We start from the raw sequence: 20,675 nt of genomic DNA, 5'->3' as shown, positions 1-20,675 counted from the left end.
CACGGTAAGCGCCGCCGGGCAGCCACGCACCGGTCGCCACTGGTGAAGCCCTCCGCATCAGCCAGTGAAGAGACGCAGGCCGGTCTCCGGACTGACGCGTGCGGACGAAAGGGGGCTTTCGACTCGACAACCGATGACGCCTTCCCGCCGTGGGGCAGTGGCTGGCCTGAGCCTGTCATCGAGGGACGCGAATACCGTTGCGGGGGCAGTGCGGGAGTCTCACCCGCTTCCCGAGCACCTGTGACTCGACGGTGGGGGATTCTGCGGGGGTGGTGAGGGCAAGTCAACGCCGCGACCGGGAGACAGGGCCATGGCGGGTTCAAAGTCCCGGTCGTCCCTGACCGGGCGTGCGCTGTGCATCCCTGCTGTCCCGTTGGGCGTATCCATGCTCAACATCTTTAACATGGCACGGGACTCGGGGTTTGCGTTTAACACAGGTTATGAAAACTCAAAAAAATCGATAGCTTAAAAAGACTATCGGGCCTCAATTGCCGCTATCGCGCGGGTTTTTCTCGTGGATCAGCAGTTCCACGCGCCGGTTCGCCGCCCGACTTTCGGCGTCTTCGCCCGGTTGCAGGGGACGGGTCGCGGCATAGCCGATGGCCCGCAGGCGCTCGCCACGAATGCCGCGCTCCAGCAGATAGCGCAGCACGGCACTGGCGCGGGCGCTGGAGAGTTCCCAGTTGGACGGGTAGCGGGCGGTATGAATGGGAATGTCGTCGGTGTGCCCTTCGATGGAGATCTCGCCCCGAACGTCCGACAGGAAGGGAACCAGGCCTTGCAGGATGCGGCGGCCGTCATCGGTCAGCTCGGCCTGGCCGCTGGCGAACAGTAGACGATCCTGGATGCGCAGGTTGAGACCCGCGGCGCTGCGCGAGACGTCGACCCCCTCCAGTTGGGGCAGCAATCCCGAGTGCCGTGGCTGAACACCGCTCGTGGCGGGGCGTCCGGGGTCGGCCGTCGCTGCCGAGGGTGGCCGGTCGTCGGTGGCCGGGTCGCTCAGGCTCAGCAGCAGGACGAACAGCGTGATCAGCAGCGTGAGCACGTCGAGATAGCTCATCAGCCAGCTTTCGCCATCCTCGCTCGGCCCGCCCTGGCCGGGCAGCAGGTCCTGATGCGTTTCACTCATGGGCGGCACCGTCAACCGGCACGGTGGTGTCCGATACGGGGCGATGGTCGCGGATCTCGTCCCGATAGCTGGCCATGAAGGAGTTCAGGGTCTCTTCGATGAAGGAGGGCAGGCGTCGCCGGCAAATCAGCGAGATGCCCTCGAGCACCATGTTCATGGCGATCAGTCGCTCCTCGGTACGCCGTTCCAGCTTGACCGCGATCGGCTTGAAGACCAGGTTGGCGAGCAGGATGCCGTAGAAGGTGGTGAGCAGCGCCACTGCCATGCGCGGGCCGACCTGGGCGAGACTGCCGCCGTCCATGACCTCGAGCATGTTGACCAGCCCCACCAGGGTGCCGAGCATGCCGAAGGCCGGTGCATAGGCGGCCATGGTGCGGAAGATCTGCGCCTCGGCATGTTCGCGGGCCTTGAGCCGGGCGATGCGCCAGCGCAACAGGTCGATGATCTCCTGCTCCTTGGTGTTGGCGATCACCAGTTGGATGCCGGTACGCAGGAAGGGATTGCGGGTGGTTTCCAGGGCGCGTTCGACGGCGCGCACGTCTCCCTTGAACCACAGGCGTGCCATGTCGACCAGTTCCTGGATATCGTCGCGTACGTAGGTGTCCTCGCGGCGAAAGACCAGCCCCACCAGCCGGACCACGCGCACCACCTCCCGCAAGGGATAACTGATGAAGGTGGCGGCCAGGGTGCCGGTCAGCACGATCGCCAGGCCCGGCAGGTTGATAAAGCTGTCCGGGGATTCGGCGGTGAACAGCAGCACGCAAGCCAGCAGCAGGCAGCTGGCCACCATGCCGATCAGGGTCGAGGCATTCATCGGGTCTCCTTGCCAATGGAAGGGTCATTACCCTCCTATCGGCAAGGTGGCTCAGGGGTTGAGGGCCGCCGACGGCGTTGCCCGCGTCAATTGACCTCGGTCAAGTCGCGGAGGATCGTCGCTGATCAAGGCGGCGGCGCCCCAGTCGCGAAGTCGGCGGGCGGCCAGTGGATCGTTGACGGTGTAGCAGACCAGCCGGTAGGGGCTGGCGGCGATCGTTCGGGCGAGCGGCTCGCGCAGGCGGCGGTAGTCGACATGCACGCTGAAGGCCGACAGCGACGCCGCCTGAGCGGCCCACTGGCGGGGCGCTTTCTCGTAGAGCAGGCCCAGGCGCAGTCGCTCGGGGTCGGGACGCAGGCGGCGCAGCGCCTGCAGGGCGGTGCGCTCGAACGACGAGGCCAGCCAGCGCTGGGGATCGAGCCGCCGTTCGACCCGGGGCAGTACGCGCTCGACCAGCGCCCGGGCATCGCGGCCGCGGTTGACCTTGAACTCCAGATTGAGGCCCAGGTCGAGGTCGACGATCAGCTCGAGCATGGCCTCGAGGGTGGCCATCCGTTCCCCGGCAAAGGCTTCGGAGAACCAGCGGCCCACGTCGAGCCGCTGTGCACCGGCCAGATCGAGCGTGCTCAGTCGCCTGCGTTCGCCGCTGCAACGCCGGGTCCCCGCGTCGTGCCAGATCACCGGCGTGCCGTCGCCGAGCAACTGGACGTCGAGCTCGACCCAGCGGCAGCCGGCGGCGTGGGCGGCACGCACCGCCGCCAGGGTGTTCTCGGGGGCCCGGGCCGAGAGGCCGCGGTGGGCGATGAAGGCGGGCAGTGTGTCGCGCGTAGCGGTGGAGGACATGGCGTTTCCCTGGCAGGCATGACCGGAAGTGACGATTGTCGATCGGGCGGCCGCGGCCGTCCATGGCCCAGTCTCGTCAGTGTGGGTGTCAGCGGCGTTTCAGGCGTTTCTGGAGTTGCGCGAGCGTGCGCGTGTTGAGCACGTCGTCGGGCTCGAGCCAGCCGCGCCGTGCCTGATCGATGCCGTAGGGCATGTTGCCCAGTTGCCCGGTGGCATGGGCGTCGGTGGAGATGGCGAGGGTCACGCCGGCCTCCTTGGCCTGACGCGCGTAACGGTCGCCCAGGTCGAGCCGCGAAGGCTGGGCGTTGAGCTCCAGGCAACAGTCGCGCTCGCGGGCGCCGTCGATCAGGCGTTCGAGATCCAGCGGGTAGGCGTCGCGACGATTGATGATCCGCCCGGTGGGATGGCCGATGATGTGTACCCGCGGGTTGTCCATCGCCCTGAGCAGGCGTTCGGTCTGCTTCTCGCGGGATAGCTCGAACCTGGAGTGTACCGAGGCCACGCACAGATCGAGCGCGTCGAGCACCTCGTCGGGCAGGTCGAGTGAGCCATCCTCGAGAATGTCGACCTCGAGGCTCTTGAGGACACGAATGCCCTTGATCCGCTCGTTGAGCGCATCGATCGCCGCCATCTGCTCGCGCAGGCGCCGGCTGTCGAGGCCGTGTGTCATGCGCAGCCGCTGGGAGTGATCGGTGATGGCGATATAGGCATGGCCGCGACGCTTGCCGGCATCGGCCATCTCCTCGAGGCTGGCGCGGCCGTCGGTGTCTCGGGTGTGCATGTGCAGGTCGCCGCGGATATCGTCCAGCGTGATCAGGCGGGGCAGCCGGTCATGGTAGGCGGCATCGATCTCGCCGGTATTCTCGCGCAGCTCCGGCGGAATGAAGGGCAGGCCGACCTGGGCGAAGACCGCTTCCTCGTCTTCCCCGGCCAGGTGCTCGTCGCCCTGGCTGACGCCGTACTCGTTGATCTTGAGCCCCTTGTCGACGGCGATGCGACGAACCGCGACGTTGTGGGCCTTGGAGCCGGTGAAGTAGTAGAGTGCCGCGCCGTAACTCGCCGCCGGGACCACGCGCAGGTCGATCTGCAGGCCGTTGCCGAGGCGCACGCTGGAGCGAGTCTTGCCCCGCGAAATGACCTCGTCGACCTCCTCGTGGCCGGTGAAGCGCTGCATGATCGCCCGGCTATCGTCGCATACGGCGAGGATGTCCAGATCGCCGACGGTAGCCTTGCGGCGGCGGTAGCTGCCGGCGATGGTGACCCGGCTGACGCCGTCGGTCTCGCGCAGGTACTCGACCAGCGGTTCGGCGACCTGCTGGGCCTCGTGCAGCGGTGTGCGGCGTTCTTCGCTGTCGAGCCGCTCGAGGGCATCGAGGATCTTGTCCTGGGATTTCTCGCCGAAGCCGGAAAGCCGGCGAATCTCATCGTTACGTGCGGCTCGTCTCAGGTCGTCGAGATCCTGAATGCCGAGTTCGTCGTAGAGCGCCTTGACGCGCTTGGGTCCCAGCTGGTCGATACGCAGCAGGTCGCGCAACGCCGGTGGCACCCGTTTCTCGGCATCGCCGAGCCCGGGCAGTCGGCCGTCGCGAACCAGGGTGGCGAGCTTGTCGGCGAGATCCTCGCCGATGCCCTCGATGTCGGTGAGATCCTCGCCGGCCTCGAGCATGTCTGCGATCTGGCGCGGCTGGTTCTCGACCGCCAGGGCCGCCTGGCGGTAGGCGCGGACCCGAAAGCCGTTGGCGCCGTCGATCTCCAGCAGGTCGGCGAGTGTCGTGAGACGACGGGCGATCTCGGCATTGCGCATGGTGGCCACTCCTTGGCTGTCGGTCGAACACGTCGGCGGGTCCGTCGCGGCAGACGAAACCCCACCGGCTCGTCAACAGCATAGTCGTCGTTGGCGCGGGGGAAAGCGTAGGGGCGAGGGGGCGGGATATGCTAGGCTTCGGCGCCGATCATCGAGCGAGGAAACCACGCATGAGAGTCGTGCACGTGAAAGAGTCGCAGCCCCGCGAGGCCTGTCTGGCGCGGCTGTGCGCCGAGGTCTATGGTCACCAGGCGGGTCTCGCCCCGCTGGCGACCTTCGCCGGGACGCTGGGCGTGCTGTTCCGTCAGGAGGCGGCGCGGGTGGTGGCACTGGTCGACGATGCCGCGCGGCCCGTGGCGCTGGCGCTGCTGGTCTTCGACCGCGAGGGGCGCAGCGTGGAGCTGGCGCTGATGACCGGTCTCGAGGAGGCCGACGTCGACGCCCCCGCCGAGCGCCTGGTCGCGGCGCTGGCCGAACGCATGCCGCTGCGCGTCAATGCCACCGACGCGACCCAGCAGGCGATGTTCGAGCGTTGTGGCATCGCACGCTGGCTGGACGCGCCGGGCGACCTGCGCATCGGCCTGGCCCCCGGGCATCCGCCGACCGACCTGGCCGATCTGCCGACCAGCCTGAATTTCGACGGCAACGCGGTGATGCAGTCGTTCAAGCAGGACCGCGCGTTGTTCGACGGCTACAAGACGCGTTTCGTGCGCGGGCTCGAGGCGTTCCCGGCGACATTGTGACGGCCTCCAGGCCGGTGATGCCTGGCTGGCGTCCGGCCCGGGGCGGTTGTAGGGTGAAGCGGTTTCGTTCGCTGAATAAGGAAAGTCGGCCATGGCCAAGTCTATCCAGTTTTCCCGTACCGGCGGCCCCGAGGTACTCGAGGTCGTCGACGCGGCCCCCGCCGAGCCCGGCCCGGGCGAGGTGCGCATCGCCAACCGGGCGGTGGGGCTCAACTTCATCGACATCTATTTTCGTACCGGGTTGTATCCGGCGCCGAGCCTGCCCTCCGGGCTGGGTACCGAGGGCGCCGGGGTGGTGGATGCCGTCGGCGAGGGCGTGTCCCACCTCGCGGTCGGCGATCGCGTCGCCTACGCCCAGGGTCCGCTGGGCGCCTATGCCGAGCTGCACGTGCTGCCCGCCGAGAAGGTCGTGGTCTTGCCCGATGGCATCGACTTCGAGACCGCCGCGGCCTCGATGCTCAAGGGCCTGACGGTGCAGTACCTGCTGCGCCAGACCCATCGCGTCGAATCCGGCGAGACGATTCTCTTTCACGCCGCGGCCGGCGGGGTCGGCTCGATCGCCTGTCAGTGGGCGAAGGCGCTGGGCGTCAAGCTGATCGGCACCGTCAGTTCTCCCGAGAAGGCCGAACTGGCGAAGGCCAACGGCGCCTGGGCGACCATCGACTACACCCGCGAGAACGTGGTCGAGCGGGTCCGCGAGCTGACCGGCGGCGAGATGGTGCCGGTGGTCTACGACTCGGTGGGCAAGGACACCTGGGAGACCTCCCTGGACTGCCTGCAGAAGCGCGGCCTGATGGTCAGCTTCGGCAATGCCTCGGGGCCGGTCGAGAACGTCAACATCGGCATCCTCAACCAGAAGGGCGCGCTCTACGTCACGCGACCGAGCCTCAATGGCTACGCCGATACCCGCGAGCGTTTCGAGTCGATGTGCCGCGACCTGTTCGAGATGCTCGAGAGCGGCCAGGTCGAGGTCGCCATCGGCCAGCGCTACCCGCTCGACAGGGCCGGCGAGGCGCAGCAGGCACTGGCCTCGCGCCGGACCACCGGCTCGACGATTCTGCTGCCCTGATGCCGGGGCCACGAACCTGCCGGGCGGGGCTTGCCGTGGTGGCCCTGACGCTGCTCGGCGGCTGTGCCGGGGTCGACTCCCGCAGCGGGGAAGGCACGACCCTGCAGAGCGGCCGGGCCGCCTATTACAGCGATGCCTATCAGGGCTCACGGACCGCCAGCGGCGAGCGCTACGACCGCGCGGCGCTGACCGCGGCCCACCGGCGCCTGGCGTTCGGCACCCGGGTACGGGTCACCAACCTCGACAATGACCGTGAGGTGGTGGTGCGCATCAACGATCGCGGCCCGTTCACGCCGGGGCGGGTCATCGATCTGTCCTACCGGGCGGCGCAACGCCTGGGCATGATCGCCAGCGGCACCGCCCCGGTGCGCCTCGAGGTCGTCGAACGACCCCGCTGAACCCTCCGGCGACGTGAAGGTTCCCCCGCGAAACGACAGCGCCCCGGCCGATCAGGCCGGGGCGCTGCACTTTTGCGACAGTGGCAAGGGATCAGGCGGCGTCGTGCCAGACCACCTTGTCCTTCTCGGTCGCGAAGGCGTCGAAGGGGAACGAATCGACGGTGAGCATCTCGAGCACTTCCGCTTCATAGGCGCGCATGAAGGCGGCGTCCTCCTCGCCGATCAGCCCCGCCTCGAGGGCGGCATCCAGACGTTGTTCGGGATGCAGGGCCTCGGCGGGCAGCTCGCCCTTGGCATAGGCCTTGTTGATAGTCCGGTAGAGCGGCTCGGCACGCGGGTAGTCGGCGAGCAGCGCGTTGTAGCGGGCCAGCGGGTTGTCCTGCTCGCCTTCCTGCTGGGTATCCCAGGTGTCGAGCAGCATCTTGCCGCGCAGCGCCGTGGCGTTGGAAATCGCCTGGGCGATCTCGCGGGTCAGGGCATCGTCGGGTTTCTTCCAGCGCCGCCCCAGCGGCATGACGACCGCCGCCAGGCCCGTCGCCAGGCCGCGATTCGGCAGGTTGTCGAACAGTTCGATGAAGGCCTGTTCGGCACGGTAGAGCAGGGTCCGGCAGCTGTAATGGAACAGCGCCGCCTCGTGCTCGACGGTATCGGTCTCGTGCCAGTGCTTGATCACCATCGAGATCAGGTAGAGGTTCGACAGCACGTCGCCGAGTCGCGCCGAGAGCATCTCGCGTTTCTTGAGACTCGAGCCCAGGCTGGCCATGGCGGCGTCGGCGCACAGGCTGAAGCCGGCCGACAGACGGGCGACGTCCCGGGCGTAGGGCGCGGCGACCTCGTCGAAGGGCACGCCGGGGCGACCCAGGCCGAACGCCTGGGTGAAGGCGCGGGCGGCGTTGCCGAAGATCAGCCCGACATGGCCGAAGAACGCCTTGTCGAAGGCCGCGGCATCGTCGGCGTCCTTGGCGGCGAGTTCCTCGAGCACGTAAGGGTGGCAGCGGATCGCCCCCTGGCCGAAGATCATCAGGTTGCGGGTCATGATGTTGGCGCCCTCGACGGTGATCGACACCGGCACGGCGCTCCAGCCCAGCCCCAGGTAGTTGCGCGGCCCCAGGGTCACCGCCTTGCCGCCGTGAACGTCCATGGCGTCGGCGAGGATCTGGCGCTGGAATTCGGTCAACTGGCTCTTGAGGATCGCCGAGGGCACCGCCGGCTTGACGCCGTGGTCGATCATGTTGGCGGTCTGCATCACCGCCGCCTGGGCGATGTAGGCATGGGCGGTCATGCGGGCCAGCGGCTCCTGGACGCCCTCCATCTCGGCCACCGGCACGTTGAACTGACGGCGCACGCGGGTGAAGCCGCCCGACCAGCCGCTGGCGTAGCGGCCCACCCCGGCGGCGCCGGAGGGCAGGGTGATGCAGCGGCCCACCGACAGGCATTCGACCAGCATGCGCCAGCCGTGGCCGGCCATCTCGGGGCCGCCGATGATGAAGTCGAGCGGGATGAAGACGTCCCGGCCGACGATCGGGCCGTTCATGAAGGGGCTGCCGATGGGGTGGTGGCGGCGGCCGATCTCCATTCCCGGGGTGTCCCGGGGGATCAGCGCGCAGGTGATGCCCAGGTCGCTGTCGTCGCCGAGCAGCTTGTCGGGGTCGAACATGCGAAACGCCAGGCCCACCACGGTGGCGATCGGCGCCAGGGTGATCCAGCGCTTCTCGAAGGTCAGCTTCAGGCCCAGGACTTCCTCGCCCTGGTACTCGCCACGGCAGACGACGCCCACGTCGGGCAGCGACGTGGCGTCCGAGCCGGCGCGCGGGCCGGTGAGGCCGAAGCAGGGGATCTCGCGGCCGTCGGCGAGCCGCGGCAGGTAATGGTTCTTCTGGGCCTCGGTGCCGTACTTGAGCAACAGTTCGCCGGGGCCGAGCGAGTTGGGCACGCCCACCGAGATCATCAGCGTCTCGTTGACCACCAGCTTCTGCAGCACCGCCGACTGCGCCTTGGCCGAGAAGCCCAGTCCACCGTACTCCTTGGGGATGATCATGCCGAAGAAGCGTTCCTTCTTGAGGTACTCCCACAATGCTTCGGGCAGGTCGGCGCGCTCGCGGGCGGTCTCCCAACTGTTGCACATGCCGGCGGCCACCGAGCACTGGTGATCGATGAAGGCGCGTTCCTCGTCGCTGAGGCCGTCGTCCCGATAGCTCAGCAGGCTCTGCCAGTCGGGACGCCCGGAGAACAGTTCGCCGTCCCAGGCGACGCTGCCGGCCTCGAGAGCCGAGCGCTCGGTGTCCGAGACCTTGGGGGCAACCTTGCGAAACAGCGCGAAGGCGCGCGGCGACAGCCATTGCCGGCGCAGCGCGGGAAGCCCGCAGGCGGCGATGGCGGCGGCGATCACCAGCAGTACCACGCCGGTGACCGGTGCCCCCGCGACGAGGCCGACCAGGCCCAGAAGGCCGGGCACGGCAAGCGCCGCGACGGCGCCGGCTTCACGGCGCATGACGACGATCAGACCGATGACGGTCAGGATGACGAGTAACAGGGCAGTCATGGGCATCTCCGAGGATGGCGGCAGACGGATTCGAACGTGCGTTTGAATACGCTTCAGCCTAGTGCATTTATCCCCGTCTGACCAGCCCCGGGCGTATCGCTCCCCCACAAAAAAGCCCCGCATGGGCGGGGCAGGCAAGAGAACCCTGGGCTGTCAGGCCGGGCGCCGGGGTGCCTGGCGGGCCGGGGCGTCGCCGGCGACGTAGTAGGGCACCTCGGCCCTGGGCAGCGGCTCGCGGCCGCGCACCTTGTCGGCCATCTTCTCGGCGATCATGATCGTCGGCGCGTTGAGGTTGCCGGTGGCGATGACCGGCATGATCGAGGCGTCGATCACCCGCAGGCCCTCGAGGCCGTGAACGCGGCCGGCACCGTCGACCACCGCCATCTCGTCATGGCCCATCTTGCAAGAACCGGCCGGGTGATAGGCGGTCTCGGCATGCTGGCGGACGAAGGCGTCGAGCTCGGCGTCGCTCTGCACGTCGGGGCCGGGGGATATCTCGCGGCCGCGATACTCGTCCATCGCCGGCTGAGCGATGATCTCGCGGGTGAGGCGAATGGCGTCGCGGAACTCCTGCCAGTCCTTGTCCCTGGACATGTAGTTGAACAGGATGCTGGGCGCCGCCTTGGGGTCGCGGGACGTCAGGCGGATACGCCCGCGGCTCATCGAGCGCATCGAACCGACGTGGGCCTGGAAGCCGTGCGCCTGCACCGCGCTCTTGCCGTTGTAGCTGATGGCGATCGGCAGGAAGTGGTACTGCAGGTTGGGCCACGCCTCGGCATCGTGGGTACGGATGAAGCCCGCCGCCTCGAACTGGTTGCTGGCGCCGATCCCCCTGCCCAGGAACAGCCATTCGGCGCCGATCTTCGGCTGGTTGTACCACTTGAGCGCCGGATACAGCGAGATCGGCTTCTTGCATTCGTACTGGATGTACATCTCCAGGTGGTCCTGGAGGTTCTCGCCGACGCCGGGCAGGTCGTGGACCACGGGAATGTCGAATGCCGCGAGGTGCTCGGGGTTGCCGACGCCGGAACGCAGCAGGATCTGCGGCGAGGCGATGGCACCGCCGCACAGCAGCACCTCGCGGCGCGCCCGCACTTCCTGCGCTTGCCCCTTGCGGGCGTAGCTCACGCCCACCGCGCGCTTGCCCGCGAAGAGGATGCGGTCGGTCAGGGCGTGGGTCTCGATGGTCAGGTTGGGACGCTGCCTGGCGATGTCCAGATAGCCGCGCGCCGTGGACGCCCGCCGCCCGTTCGGCGTGGTGGTGCGGTCCATGGGGCCGAAGCCTTCCTGCTGGTAGCCGTTGACGTCCTCGGTGGCCGGGTAGCCGGCCTCGATGCCGGCCTGGATGAAGGCGCCGTAGAGCTCGTTGTTGCCTGGCTTGGGCGTGGCGACCGAGACCGGCCCGTCGCCGCCGTGATAGTCGTTGGGACCGATGTCGCGCGTCTCGGCACGCTTGAAGTAGGGCAGGCACGCGAGATAGTTCCAGTCCTCGAGGCCCGGTGTCCTGGCCCAGTTGTCGTAGTCGAGCGCATTGCCGCGCAGGTAGCACATGCCGTTGATCAGCGACGATCCGCCCAGCCCCTTGCCGCGTCCGCATTCCATGCGGCGGTTGTCCATGTAGGGTTCCGGGTCGGTCTCGAAGGCCCAGTTGTAGCGCTTGCCCTGCAGCGGGTAGGCGAGCGCCGCCGGCATCTGGGTGCGGAAGTCGAAACGGTAGTCGGGGCCGCCGGCCTCGAGCAGCAGGACCTGCACGTCGGGGTCCTCGGTGAGACGGGTGGCGAGCACGTTGCCGGCGGAACCGGCGCCGATGATGATGTAGTCGTATTCACGAGCCTGCGTCATGGGTGGCCCTCCTGCGAATGGTCGAACGGATCAAGGCGAGAGCGGGCGCAGGGGCCGGCCATGACGGCCGGCCCGGGCCGGATCAGAACACGGCCGGGAAGGGGCCCATCTCGATCTGCACGGACTTGATCTGGGTGTACTGATCGAGCGACGACAGGCCGTTCTCGCGCCCGATGCCCGATTCCTTGTAGCCGCCCACCGGCATTTCGGCGGGCGAGTCGCCCCAGGTATTGATCCAGCAGATCCCCGCCTGCAGCCGGTGAATGACCCGATGGGCGCGGTTGAGCCCCTCGCTGAACAGCCCGGCGGCGAGACCGTAGGGGGTGGCGTTGGCGCGCCGGATGACCTCTTCCTCGTCGTCGAAGACCAGGATCGACATCACCGGGCCGAAGATCTCCTCGCGGACGATGCGCATGTCGTCGCGGCAGTCGGTGAAGACCGTGGGGGCCGCCCAGGCGCCCTTGGCGAAGTCGCCGTGGTTCCAGCGCTCGCCGCCGACCAGCACGCGGGCGCCTTCCTGCTTGCCGAGGTCGATATAGCCCTGGACCTTTTCGAGATGCTCGAAGCTGACCAGCGGGCCGAAGTTGACCCCCTCGTCGAGCGGATCGCCGGCCTTGATGCGCTCGACGCGCTCCTTGACCTTGGCCTCGAAGGCGCTCTTGATCGAACGGTGCACGAACACGCGCGTGCCGTTGGTACAGACCTGACCGCTGGAGTAGAAGTTGGCCATCATCGCCGCGTCGGCGGCACGATTCAGATCGGCGTCGTCGAAGACGATCAGCGGCGACTTGCCGCCCAGTTCCATGGTCACTTCCTTGAGGGTCGAGCCGGCCGCCGCGGACATCACCTTCTTGCCGGTCCCGGCTTCGCCGGTGAAGGTGATCTTGTCGATGTCGGCGTGCTGGGTCAGCAGCTCGCCGACCCGGCCGTCGCCGTGAACGATGTTGAACACGCCGTCGGGCAGGCCCGCCTCGGTGAGGATCTCGGCCAGCAGCATGGTCGTCAGCGGGGTGACCTCGCTGGGCTTGAAGACCACGGCGTTGCCCGCCGCCAGTGCCGGGGCGCTCTTCCAGCAGGCGATCTGGATCGGGTAGTTCCAGGCGCCGATCGCGCCGATCACGCCCAGCGGCTCGCGGCGAGTGTAGACGAAGGAATCCTCGCGCAGCGGTATCTGCGTGCCCTCGATGGCCGGCGCCAGGCCGGCGTAGTACTCCAGTGAATCGGCGCCGGTGACGATGTCCACCGCCCGGGTCTCGCTGATCGGCTTGCCGGTGTCCAGGGTCTCGAGGTGCGCGATCTCGTCGTTGCGCTCGCGCAGCAGGGCGACGGCACGATGCAGGATGCGGCTGCGCTCCAGGCCGGTCATCGCCGCCCAGGTCTGCTGGCCTTCCCGGGCCGAGGCGACGGCGCGGTCGACGTCGTCGGCCGATGCCTGCTGGACGTCGGCCAGGACCTCGCCGTTGGCCGGGTTGACGGTCTCGAAGGTCTCACCGGAGGTGGCGTCCACCCGGCGTCCGCCGATATAGAGTTGCTGGGTTTCGAGTGTGGCCATGACAGCCTCCGTGATCGTTGGATGAAGGTCGCACCGCTCAGGCGTAGCAGTCGGCGCGGGCCAGTCGTTCGTCAAGATAGTCGTAAGCCAGATGCCGGGCGCGCTCGATGTCGAGCCCTTCCGGGGCCAGGGCCCCGCGCAGCCACAGGCCGTCGATCATCGCCGCCAGCCCGCGGGCCGCCCGACGGGCCTCGGCATGCGTCAGACAGCGCCGGAACTGGCAGCAGAGGTTGGAATACAGCCGCCGGTCGTTGACGCGCTGCAGGCGCTGCAGATCGTGGCGGTGCATGCTCGAGGCCCAGAAGGCGAGCCAGGTCTTCATCACCGACTGGCTGGTCTGGCTGCGATCGAAGTTGCCGTCGATGATGGCCCGGATATGCGCTTCCGGGCTGTCGTCCAGCGACCGCCTGCGGCGTGTCGCCACCGCTTCGCCCAGGTCCTGGAGGATCTGGCGCATGGTGGCTTCGAGCAGACCGTCCTTGCCGCCGAAATAATGACTGATGATCCCCGCCGACACGCCGGCGCGCCTGGCGATCCGCGCCACGGTGGCATCCGCCAGACCGACCTCGTCGATCGCTTCCATGGTGGCCTTGATCAGTTGCCGCCGCCGTATGGGTTCCATTCCGACCTTGGGCACGGGCTTCTCCTCTGCTGTCTTGCCGAGGCGGGCGTCGCTGGCGTTGAAAGCCGACGCCGAGCGTTCACGCCTCGTTGGTCTATAGTGTGCAATGATTTTATTGAACGTTCAATCAATAAAAAGTTATTGTATAGTGGAATGTGAAAGCGAGTATCGCATAATTTGATGTTATCGAAGTGCTCGATTCGAGCATCTGGACGCCAACCCGCAGGAGAAAGCACCCATGAGCAACAAGACGTCTCTCACCCTGATCGCCGGCGGTCTGCTGGTGTCGATGTCCCCGCTGGCCATGGCCGACGTGCCGCAGAGTTGCCAGACCGTGCGCTTTGCCGAGGTCGGCTGGACGGACATCACCGCGACCACCGCGCTGACGACGCAGGTTCTCGAAGGGCTCGGCTATGACGTGACCAGCGACACGGTCTCCGTGCCGATCGCCTACGCCGGCATGAAGAATGGCGATTTCGATGTCTTCCTGGGCAACTGGATGCCGTCGATGGCGTCGATCAGCGACCCCTACGTCGACAAGGGGCAGGTCGACCGGGTCGGTGCCAACCTGGAAGGGGCGAAGTACACCCTGGCGGTGCCGCAATACGTCTACGACGCCGGTGTCACCTCGGTCGCCGATCTCGACAAGCACGCCGACAAGTTCGGGCATCACCTGTATGGCATCGAGGCCGGCAACGACGGCAACATGCTGATCCAGGACATGATCGACGACGACGCCTTCGGGCTCGGCGACTGGCAGCTGATCGATTCCTCCGAGGCGGGCATGCTGGCGGAACTCAAGTCCAAGGTGAAAAATCAGGGGTGGATGGTGTTCCTGGGCTGGGAGCCGCATCCGATGAACACCAACTTCGACATGGCTTACCTCGAGGGCGCCGACGACTACTTCGGGCCCGATTACGGCGGTGCCACCGTCTACACCAACACGCGTGCCGGTTATGTCGACGAGTGCGCCAATGTCGGCCAGCTGCTCGAGAACCTGACGTTCACCCTCGACATGGAGAACCAGGTGATGGGCGCGATCATGGACGATGGCGACAAGCCCGCGGCGGCGGCACGCAGCTGGCTCAAGGCGCATCCCGACGTGCTCGACGGCTGGCTCGAGGGCGTCACCACGGTCGACGGCGGTCAGGGCCTGCCGGCGGTCAAGCAGTCGCTGGACATTGCCCAGTAGGGCCCGGACTTGCCAGCCTTACGTTCGGCAGGCATAATTCGCCCCCGTTCGGCCTGCTGGCCGGGCGGCTAGTGGCTACGTAGCTCAGCTGGTTAGAGCACATCACTCATAATGATGGGGTCCCCTGTTCGAATCAGGGCGTAGCCATCAGGATTTCTCGAGACGCCCATCGGCCCTGGTCGATGGGCGTCTTGCGTCGCAGGCCCTGCCGCGACACTCGGACGTCGGACGTAAGTCTTGACGAATGAAAAGGAATCCGTATACTACGCCGCGTGCTCAGGCGTTGTTCCCCGATAGCTCAGTTGGTAGAGCAAATGACTGTTAATCATTGGGTCGCAGGTTCGAGTCCTGCTCGGGGAGCCAACCAACGCCACGCGCTCGACGGAGTTCGCTCCGTGGTGCGACGACACATGTTTCGATGTTCCCCGATAGCTCAGTTGGTAGAGCAAATGACTGTTAATCATTGGGTCGCAGGTTCGAGTCCTGCTCGGGGAGCCAACATCGACATCTCACATTGCCGCGTCATTCCCCGATAGCTCAGTTGGTAGAGCAAATGACTGTTAATCATTGGGTCGCAGGTTCGAGTCCTGCTCGGGGAGCCAGCCCGGCGGCGATGGTCTAGCGTTACCTTCCTGTTTTCTTTCCCGGTCCGGCATTCGCCGGAATCGTCGTGCGTGTCTTCGCCCAGTGAGCGACGCAGGCAGAATGCTGCTCCGGCCCGAGAGTTCAGGCCGTGAAGGGCGCGAGCACGATACCCGATTTCTCCAGAACTTCCCGAACGGGGACCATGACGTAGTCCTGCTGCAGGGCGTCGGTGTCCACGACCCGGCGGTCCCAGAGCACGATATCCAGATCGAGGGTGCGGGGCCCCGACTTGATCGGGCCGCGGCGGCGTCCCAGGCGATCCTCGACACGCTTGAGGTACTGACGGAAGTCGGCGTAATCGAGCGCAGTGGTGACCAGATAGGCGCCGTTGAAAAAGTTGGGTTGTGCCTGATAACCGACCGGGGCGGTCTCGATGATGGTGGAGGCGGCGAGGAGTCGGCATTCGGCCTCGAGAATCGCCGTGGCCATGGCGATGTGGCGGTGTGGGTCGATGTTGGAACCCACCGAGATCAGGCATTCATGCTCGACGTCAGACATTGCAATCCATGGGTGATCGGCGCGTGTGATGTCTATAACATGCCGCTTCGACGCCTTTCAACAGAGCGCGTCCGGCGGCGACCGGTCCGGGGGACCCGTCCATGAGGTTCGTGATATCCTCTCGTCAGGCTTATTGCAGCCCATCCACTGGTTTCAGCCCGCCGGCCAGGCCTGGCGCGGGTGTGACCCGAACGTGCCTGATTTCATGAGGGTTAGCATGGCATCGACACCTCCGAGCCGTGAAGAGGCGGAAAACGCCGTAAGGACATTGATTCGCTGGGCGGGCGACGATCCCGAGCGCGAGGGGCTGATCGACACGCCCGCCCGGGTTGCGCGTGCCTACGAGGAATTCTTTGCCGGCTACACGTCCGACCCGGTGAGTATCCTCGAGCGCACCTTCTCGGAAGTCGAGGGCTATGACGAGATGATCGTCATGAACGACATCCGTTTCGAGAGCCATTGCGAGCATCACATGGCCCCGATCATCGGCAAGGCCCACATCGGCTACATTCCCGACCGGCGCGTCGTGGGCATTTCCAAGCTGGCGCGTCTGGTCGAAGTCTATGCCAAGCGCCTGCAGATCCAGGAAAAGATGACCGTGCAGATCGCCGATACGCTGCACGAGGTGTTGCAGCCGCAGGGCGTCGCGGTGGTCATCGAGGCCTCGCATCAGTGCATGACCACGCGCGGTGTCCACAAGCCCGGCGCCAGCCTGGTGACCAGCCGCATGCTGGGCACCTTCCGCGAGGACCCGGCGACGCGGCGTGAATTCCTGAGGATGTTGAGTCTGTCGGGCGTCGACTCGATGTCCAACAACTGATCACCCCGAGTCGTGCCGACGACGCCACGCCAACCGGCGTGGCGTCGTCGTTTGCGGGCGCTTTCAGCGAGCCAGGATGCCCCGCTCGGCCAGTTCATCCAGCAGCTCCCGGGTGCCAGGCTCATGGAAGAAGCGCCAGAGCGCGTCGGCACCGACCTCGCCGATACCCTCGATGCGCCGCCAGCCAGCCCGCTTTCGTGCGGCAAGCGCCTCGATGCCGGCGAAATGGCCATCCTGTTCCAGGGCGCTCGGAGCGACACTGGGCAGCCCCAGGGCGCTCAGCCAGGCGCTGTCGGGCGCCCCGCGTGCCGCGTCGAAAGCGGCCATCCAGTTGCCGGCTCTGACCGGCCCCACGCCATCGAGCGCCTCGAGCTGGGCGCTTTGCAGGTCCAGCCAGTCCAGCAATGACGTGACCAGCCCCGCGTCCACCAATTGTTGCCAGCGGCTTTCGCCGAGCCCGTCGATGTCGAGCCCCTGGTCGCCGGAAAGCCACACCAGGCGCGCCAGAAACTGCTGGCGACAACCGGGCGAAGGGTTCAGGCAGCTGAAGGCGTGGTAATCGCCGGGCTCGGGAGCCTCGACCGGGGGTCTGGGCTCGACACGCAGCTCCACCGAGTCGAGGTGCGGAATGGTCAGCCCGGCCAGGGAAACCCGCACCTGGTCGCCGGGACGCACGTCCAGCGCTCGCCAGTGGTCTAGCGAGCCGAGGCTGACCCGGGTGACGGTACGGTCGTCGAGCGTGACCGGGTCGAGTCGGGCGATGGGCGTGATGCGCCCGGTGCGGCCGATCGAGAAGTCGATGCGCTCGACAGAGGCCAGTGTACGTTGCGCTGGATATTTCCAGGCGATCGCCCAGTCGGGCGGTTCGGGGCGCCAGGTCGATGCCGCCGGGCGCCGGCTCTGGCGCAGCACGATGCCATCGCTGGCGAAGGGCAGGGCGTGGCGATACCACTGCTGGCGCTGACTCACCACGTCGTGCAGATCGTCGACGCGGCGCGTGTCGCGCCGGGTCCGGGTAAAGCCCCAGGCAGCCAGCCGGTCGAGTCGCGAGGCCATGGTGCCAGGGCCGTCCGGCCAGTCCCAGACGAACAGGCCGATGCGCGCGGCGGCCTCGGCATCCAGGGTGTCGCGGGCCATCAGGCCGCTGATCGCGGCGCGGGCACCGTCGGTGCCGTCGCGCGCCTGCACGTGTCCGGGTCGCTTCGCGTAGAGTTCGCCCTGCAGCACGACCCGCGGCGGGGCGTCGGGCAGCCTCTCGGGGATGGCCGCGATCCGGTGCGCCTGGGGAAGCCAGTTCTGGCCGCGTCGTCCGTCGCCGCGGCTGATGGCTTCGCTGAGGCGGCCGTGTTCGTAGAGCAGGGTGATGGCGACGCCGTCGACCTTGGGCTGGATCCACAGTGTCCGGTGTCGGCGGGCGCGCAGCCAGTCGGCGATCGCCTGGCGGGAGGGAGCCTTGTCCAGCCCGGTCTGGACCACGGGATGGCGTACGCGGCCATCGGTGGGGGCATGGGCCTGAGAAGCGGGTTCGGTCAGACCCAGGCAGTGTCGCCAGTGCGCCTGGCGCCGCTTGGCGGCATCGTAGACCCCGTCCTCGACCAGGCGGGTGCCGTGCTGGTAGTAGGCCTCGGCCCAGTGCTGAATCCGCTCCGAGAGTTGCGTCAGGTCGTGACGCAACTGTTCGGGTGGCCGGTCGGGGCAGGGCCGGGGCGCGGCCCGGACGGCCGGCAAGGCGAACGCCAGCGCGAGTGCCAGGGTGGCGGTCGACAGGCAGCGATGGGCGAGGCTGGGCATGGTCGGTCTCCCTGGCTCGATACGAGACGCCGCCGCCCCGTAAGGGCGGCGGCACGCTGTACCGCGAGCCGGCAGGCCCGCCGAAAGGTTTAGGGAAACACTACACAATTGCCTGCACGGGCGAATCGCCGCGTTGCGCGGTGCTCGGAATCCTCACATATACCCCATATGCTACGGTTCCTGTGCTCCGGACGCCTTGCGCTTCATCCCGTTCGGCTATTTGTTCAGCGCTTCCTTAGCGGGACCGGGTGAGTCCGGCGTAATCGAGCACGATCTCGGAGCCTTCGATCACCTGGGCGCGGTCGACCGGCTGCACGTCGTCTTCCTGCTCATCGTCGTCGGCATTGCGGGCGTCGACCCAGTTGTCGAGAGGCGTCATGCCGAGTGCCTGACGGCGACGATTCTCGAGGGCCAGCTGTTCCTTCTCCTGGGCGTCCATCTCTTTCTGGCGCTGTTCCCGGTTGAGACTGATGGTGGTCTGCTGCTCGCGGAGCTTCTTGACCAGGCTGGCCTGCTGCTCGAGATAGGTGAAGTTGGGGTCCGACGCGGTGCGCGCCTCGTGGCGGGCCTCGAGGGTATCGAGATAGCGCGCCGGATACCCGTACTGGCGATACTGGACGGCACGCACCGTATCCCACGGCAGAGCATTGTCGAGGCTGCTTTCGCCGATGGTGTCGGGGTCGATCAGGCTGGGGAACTGGATGTCCGGGGTCACGCCGCGCAGTTGCGTGCTCTCGCCGGAGACACGGTAGAACTTGGCGCGGGTCAGCTTGATCTGGCCGTGGCTCAGGTCGTTGAGCGTCTGGACCGTGCCCTTGCCGAAGGTGCCGCTGCCGATGATCAGCGCGCGGCCGTAATCCTGGAGCGCGCCGGCGAGGATCTCGGAGGCGGAGGCGGACAGCCGGTTGACCAGCACGCCGAGCGGCCCGTCGTAGGAGACGCCGCTGTCGGTGTCGCCATACAGGCTGATGCGACCGCGGGCGTCGCGGACCTGGACGGTGGGGCCGCGATCGATGAACAGGCCGACCAGCGAATTGGCTTCCTGCAGGGCGCCGCCGCCGTTGTTGCGCAGGTCGAGAAGAATCCCCTCGACGTTCTGCGCCTTGAGCTTGTCGATCTCCTTGGCGACGTCGCGGGTCGAACTGCGGTAGTCCGCCTCGCCGGCCTGCCAGGCATCGAAGTCGACGTAGAAGGTGGGGATCTTGATCACCCCGATGCGATGGTCGCCGTCGTCGCGGTGCAGGGTCACCACTTCGCTGCTGGCGGCCTGGTCCTCGAGTTCCACGGTGTCACGGACGATCTTGACCACGTGGGAGCGCGTGACGTCCACGGCCTTGGCGGGAACGATGTCGAGTCGCACCGTGGACCCCTTGGGCCCGCGGATCAGGTCGACCACGTCGTCCAGGCGCATGCCCACGACGTTGACCATCTCGCCGCTGTCGCCCTGGCCGACGGCGACGATGCGGTCGGCCGGCTGGAGCACGCCACTCTTGTCGGCGGGACCGCCGGGCACCAGGCTGGCCACCTTGACGTACTCGCCCTCGGTCTGGAGCAGGGCGCCGATGCCTTCCAGGGACAGGCGCATCTGAATGTCGAACGACTCGCTCTGGCGCGGCGAAAAGTATTCGGTGTGCGGGTCGACGGTGCCGGTGACGGCGGACATGAACAGTTCCAGCACGTCTTCGGGGTTGGTCTGGCGGACCCGCGAGAGTTGGCCTTCATAGCGATCGTGCAGGGTCTTGTGAATCTCCTCGGGCGACTGATCGCTGAGTGACAGTGTCAGCGCGGCATTCTTCAGACGCTTCTGCCACAGCGTATCGAGGGCGGACTCGCTGCTGGCCCAGGGTTCGCCTTCGCGGTCCAGGGCGAGACGCTCGCTGGTGGTGTAATCGAAGTCGAGACCGTCGTCGACGCGCGCCAGCAGCCATTCGAGACGCGCCTCGAGGCGTTGCTGGTAGCGATCGTAGAGGGCGTAGACCCGATCCAACTGGCCCTGGGTCACCGCCTCGTCGAGCGAGTCGCGCAGGTCGTCGAAGGCATCGACATCGCGCTGGAGAAGGTAGGCCCGCTGCGAGTCGAGGACGTCGAGGTAGCGGTCGAAGGCGCGCTGCGACCAGGCGTCGTCGAGTTTGACGTCGGCGTAATGGCCGTACTGCAATGACTCCGCGACTTCGATTGAGGCCTGTCGCTGGGCATCCGTGGGGGTAATGTCGGCGAATGCCGGTACACCCAACGCGATCAGCAGGACGAGGACCAGTACGCGCTGGGTGGCTGCAATCAGGCTCATCAATGAAGCACTCCCGGTTTCATGTACACTTCGTTCCTTGGGCCCGGTGGGCCCCAAGTGACCGGCACGAGCGACAGGCTGGCA

At 67.0% G+C, this 20,675-nt stretch carries 16 protein-coding genes, 4 tRNA genes and 1 riboswitch; of the genes, 9 read left to right on the top strand and 11 right to left on the bottom strand.

The features are described 5' to 3' along the window. Positions 1-59 precede the first annotated feature (59 nt). Positions 60-257: riboswitch (cobalamin riboswitch) on the bottom strand. A gap of 227 nt (positions 258-484) precedes the next feature. The 4 genes from KGR00_RS09860 to polX form a co-directional block, all read right to left on the bottom strand. Continuing rightward, positions 485-1,129: an OmpA family protein gene (locus tag KGR00_RS09860; RefSeq protein WP_224416953.1), complete on the bottom strand. Its 645-nt coding sequence runs from the start codon at positions 1,127-1,129 to the stop codon at positions 485-487. Next, positions 1,122-1,943 (bottom strand): MotA/TolQ/ExbB proton channel family protein, encoded by an 822-nt coding sequence (locus KGR00_RS09855; protein WP_129142011.1) that lies wholly within the window; start codon positions 1,941-1,943, stop codon positions 1,122-1,124. Before KGR00_RS09855 ends, KGR00_RS09860 begins: the two co-directional genes overlap by 8 nt. 51 nt (positions 1,944-1,994) lie before the next feature. Continuing rightward, positions 1,995-2,786, bottom strand: a complete 792-nt coding sequence (locus KGR00_RS09850; RefSeq protein WP_224416954.1) for a glycerophosphodiester phosphodiesterase family protein — start codon at positions 2,784-2,786, stop codon at positions 1,995-1,997. A gap of 88 nt (positions 2,787-2,874) precedes the next feature. Beyond that, positions 2,875-4,590 carry a DNA polymerase/3'-5' exonuclease PolX gene (polX, locus tag KGR00_RS09845; RefSeq protein WP_224416955.1) on the bottom strand — a complete coding sequence of 572 codons (1,716 nt, stop codon included), beginning with the start codon at positions 4,588-4,590 and terminating at the stop codon, positions 2,875-2,877. 170 nt (positions 4,591-4,760) lie between these two features. On the opposite strand from polX, the gene KGR00_RS09840 reads away from it, so the two are divergent. The 3 genes from KGR00_RS09840 to KGR00_RS09830 all read left to right on the top strand — a co-directional run bounded on the left by KGR00_RS09840 (position 4,761) and on the right by KGR00_RS09830 (position 6,800). Beyond that, complete coding sequence (locus KGR00_RS09840) at positions 4,761-5,333, top strand: hypothetical protein (protein ID WP_129141671.1); 573 nt, start codon at positions 4,761-4,763, stop codon at positions 5,331-5,333. Positions 5,334-5,424: 91 nt separating this feature from the next. Next, the gene (locus tag KGR00_RS09835; protein ID WP_224416956.1) at positions 5,425-6,402 is read left to right on the top strand and encodes an NADPH:quinone reductase; all 978 of its coding nucleotides are present in this window, start codon (positions 5,425-5,427) and stop codon (positions 6,400-6,402) included. Continuing rightward, complete coding sequence (locus KGR00_RS09830) at positions 6,402-6,800, top strand: septal ring lytic transglycosylase RlpA family protein (RefSeq protein ID WP_224416957.1); 399 nt, start codon at positions 6,402-6,404, stop codon at positions 6,798-6,800. Before KGR00_RS09835 ends, KGR00_RS09830 begins: the two co-directional genes overlap by 1 nt. Before the next feature lie 91 nt (positions 6,801-6,891). Here KGR00_RS09830 and KGR00_RS09825 read toward each other — a convergent pair whose 3' ends face one another. The 4 genes from KGR00_RS09825 to betI all read right to left on the bottom strand — a co-directional run bounded on the left by KGR00_RS09825 (position 6,892) and on the right by betI (position 13,373). Further along, the gene (locus KGR00_RS09825) at positions 6,892-9,342 is read right to left on the bottom strand and encodes an acyl-CoA dehydrogenase (RefSeq protein WP_224416958.1); all 2,451 of its coding nucleotides are present in this window, start codon (positions 9,340-9,342) and stop codon (positions 6,892-6,894) included. Positions 9,343-9,495: 153 nt separating this feature from the next. Continuing rightward, positions 9,496-11,184 (bottom strand): choline dehydrogenase, encoded by a 1,689-nt coding sequence (gene betA / locus KGR00_RS09820; protein WP_224416959.1) that lies wholly within the window; start codon positions 11,182-11,184, stop codon positions 9,496-9,498. 82 nt (positions 11,185-11,266) lie between these two features. After that, positions 11,267-12,736, bottom strand: a complete 1,470-nt coding sequence (gene betB / locus KGR00_RS09815) for a betaine-aldehyde dehydrogenase (RefSeq protein WP_224416960.1) — start codon at positions 12,734-12,736, stop codon at positions 11,267-11,269. A gap of 37 nt (positions 12,737-12,773) precedes the next feature. Next, positions 12,774-13,373, bottom strand: coding sequence for a transcriptional regulator BetI (betI, locus tag KGR00_RS09810; RefSeq protein ID WP_224416961.1), 600 nt, complete (start codon positions 13,371-13,373; stop codon positions 12,774-12,776). A gap of 223 nt (positions 13,374-13,596) precedes the next feature. Here betI and KGR00_RS09805 point away from each other — a divergent pair, with 223 nt between their 5' ends. The 5 genes from KGR00_RS09805 (at position 13,597) to KGR00_RS09785 (ending at position 15,152) form a co-directional block, all read left to right on the top strand. Beyond that, entirely contained in the window at positions 13,597-14,550 is a 954-nt protein-coding gene (locus tag KGR00_RS09805; protein ID WP_224416962.1) for a choline ABC transporter substrate-binding protein, read from the top strand. 73 nt (positions 14,551-14,623) lie between these two features. Further along, positions 14,624-14,697, top strand: a tRNA-Met gene (locus KGR00_RS09800). 140 nt (positions 14,698-14,837) lie between these two features. Then, positions 14,838-14,913: transfer RNA gene (locus KGR00_RS09795), tRNA-Asn, on the top strand. Positions 14,914-14,972: 59 nt separating this feature from the next. Next, a tRNA-Asn gene (locus KGR00_RS09790) sits at positions 14,973-15,048 on the top strand. Positions 15,049-15,076: 28 nt separating this feature from the next. Beyond that, positions 15,077-15,152, top strand: a tRNA-Asn gene (locus KGR00_RS09785). 124 nt (positions 15,153-15,276) lie between these two features. Here the strand turns inward: KGR00_RS09785 and folK are convergent. Next, a complete protein-coding gene (folK, locus tag KGR00_RS09780; RefSeq protein WP_129141664.1) occupies positions 15,277-15,693 on the bottom strand; it encodes a 2-amino-4-hydroxy-6-hydroxymethyldihydropteridine diphosphokinase in 417 nt (138 codons plus the stop codon). Positions 15,694-15,910: 217 nt separating this feature from the next. Here folK and folE point away from each other — a divergent pair, with 217 nt between their 5' ends. After that, complete coding sequence (gene folE / locus KGR00_RS09775; protein WP_224416963.1) at positions 15,911-16,513, top strand: GTP cyclohydrolase I FolE; 603 nt, start codon at positions 15,911-15,913, stop codon at positions 16,511-16,513. A 63-nt stretch (positions 16,514-16,576) separates the two neighbouring features. Here the strand turns inward: folE and ligB are convergent, their stop codons facing one another. Both ligB and KGR00_RS09765 read right to left on the bottom strand, forming a co-directional pair. Continuing rightward, the gene (ligB, locus tag KGR00_RS09770; protein WP_224416964.1) at positions 16,577-18,304 is read right to left on the bottom strand and encodes an NAD-dependent DNA ligase LigB; all 1,728 of its coding nucleotides are present in this window, start codon (positions 18,302-18,304) and stop codon (positions 16,577-16,579) included. Positions 18,305-18,539: 235 nt separating this feature from the next. Next, the gene (locus KGR00_RS09765) at positions 18,540-20,591 is read right to left on the bottom strand and encodes a carboxy terminal-processing peptidase (protein WP_224416965.1); all 2,052 of its coding nucleotides are present in this window, start codon (positions 20,589-20,591) and stop codon (positions 18,540-18,542) included. Between the last annotated feature and the right edge of the window lie 84 nt (positions 20,592-20,675).

The organism is Modicisalibacter sp. MOD 31.J (assembly GCF_020147985.1).
GTDB classification, from domain to species: domain Bacteria; phylum Pseudomonadota; class Gammaproteobacteria; order Pseudomonadales; family Halomonadaceae; genus Modicisalibacter; species Modicisalibacter coralii.
Note: the sequence above shows the minus strand (reverse complement) of the source record. Positions and strands in the feature narration are given on the sequence as shown.

What these genes read in the sequence shown, in the direction of transcription:
- KGR00_RS09860 (WP_224416953.1), bottom strand. Translation starts at nt 1,129, where the DNA reads ATGAGTGAAACGCATCAGGACCTGCTGCCCGGCCAGGGCGGGCCGAGC.
- betA (WP_224416959.1), bottom strand. Translation starts at nt 11,184, where the DNA reads ATGACGCAGGCTCGTGAATACGACTACATCATCATCGGCGCCGGTTCC.
- folE (WP_224416963.1), top strand. Translation starts at nt 15,911, where the DNA reads ATGGCATCGACACCTCCGAGCCGTGAAGAGGCGGAAAACGCCGTAAGG.
- betB (WP_224416960.1), bottom strand. Translation starts at nt 12,736, where the DNA reads ATGGCCACACTCGAAACCCAGCAACTCTATATCGGCGGACGCCGGGTG.
- KGR00_RS09835 (WP_224416956.1), top strand. Translation starts at nt 5,425, where the DNA reads ATGGCCAAGTCTATCCAGTTTTCCCGTACCGGCGGCCCCGAGGTACTC.
- KGR00_RS09855 (WP_129142011.1), bottom strand. Translation starts at nt 1,943, where the DNA reads ATGAATGCCTCGACCCTGATCGGCATGGTGGCCAGCTGCCTGCTGCTG.
- KGR00_RS09805 (WP_224416962.1), top strand. Translation starts at nt 13,597, where the DNA reads ATGAGCAACAAGACGTCTCTCACCCTGATCGCCGGCGGTCTGCTGGTG.
- folK (WP_129141664.1), bottom strand. Translation starts at nt 15,693, where the DNA reads ATGTCTGACGTCGAGCATGAATGCCTGATCTCGGTGGGTTCCAACATC.
- KGR00_RS09840 (WP_129141671.1), top strand. Translation starts at nt 4,761, where the DNA reads ATGAGAGTCGTGCACGTGAAAGAGTCGCAGCCCCGCGAGGCCTGTCTG.
- KGR00_RS09765 (WP_224416965.1), bottom strand. Translation starts at nt 20,591, where the DNA reads ATGAGCCTGATTGCAGCCACCCAGCGCGTACTGGTCCTCGTCCTGCTG.
- KGR00_RS09850 (WP_224416954.1), bottom strand. Translation starts at nt 2,786, where the DNA reads ATGTCCTCCACCGCTACGCGCGACACACTGCCCGCCTTCATCGCCCAC.
- ligB (WP_224416964.1), bottom strand. Translation starts at nt 18,304, where the DNA reads ATGCCCAGCCTCGCCCATCGCTGCCTGTCGACCGCCACCCTGGCACTC.
- polX (WP_224416955.1), bottom strand. Translation starts at nt 4,590, where the DNA reads ATGCGCAATGCCGAGATCGCCCGTCGTCTCACGACACTCGCCGACCTG.
- KGR00_RS09830 (WP_224416957.1), top strand. Translation starts at nt 6,402, where the DNA reads ATGCCGGGGCCACGAACCTGCCGGGCGGGGCTTGCCGTGGTGGCCCTG.
- KGR00_RS09825 (WP_224416958.1), bottom strand. Translation starts at nt 9,342, where the DNA reads ATGACTGCCCTGTTACTCGTCATCCTGACCGTCATCGGTCTGATCGTC.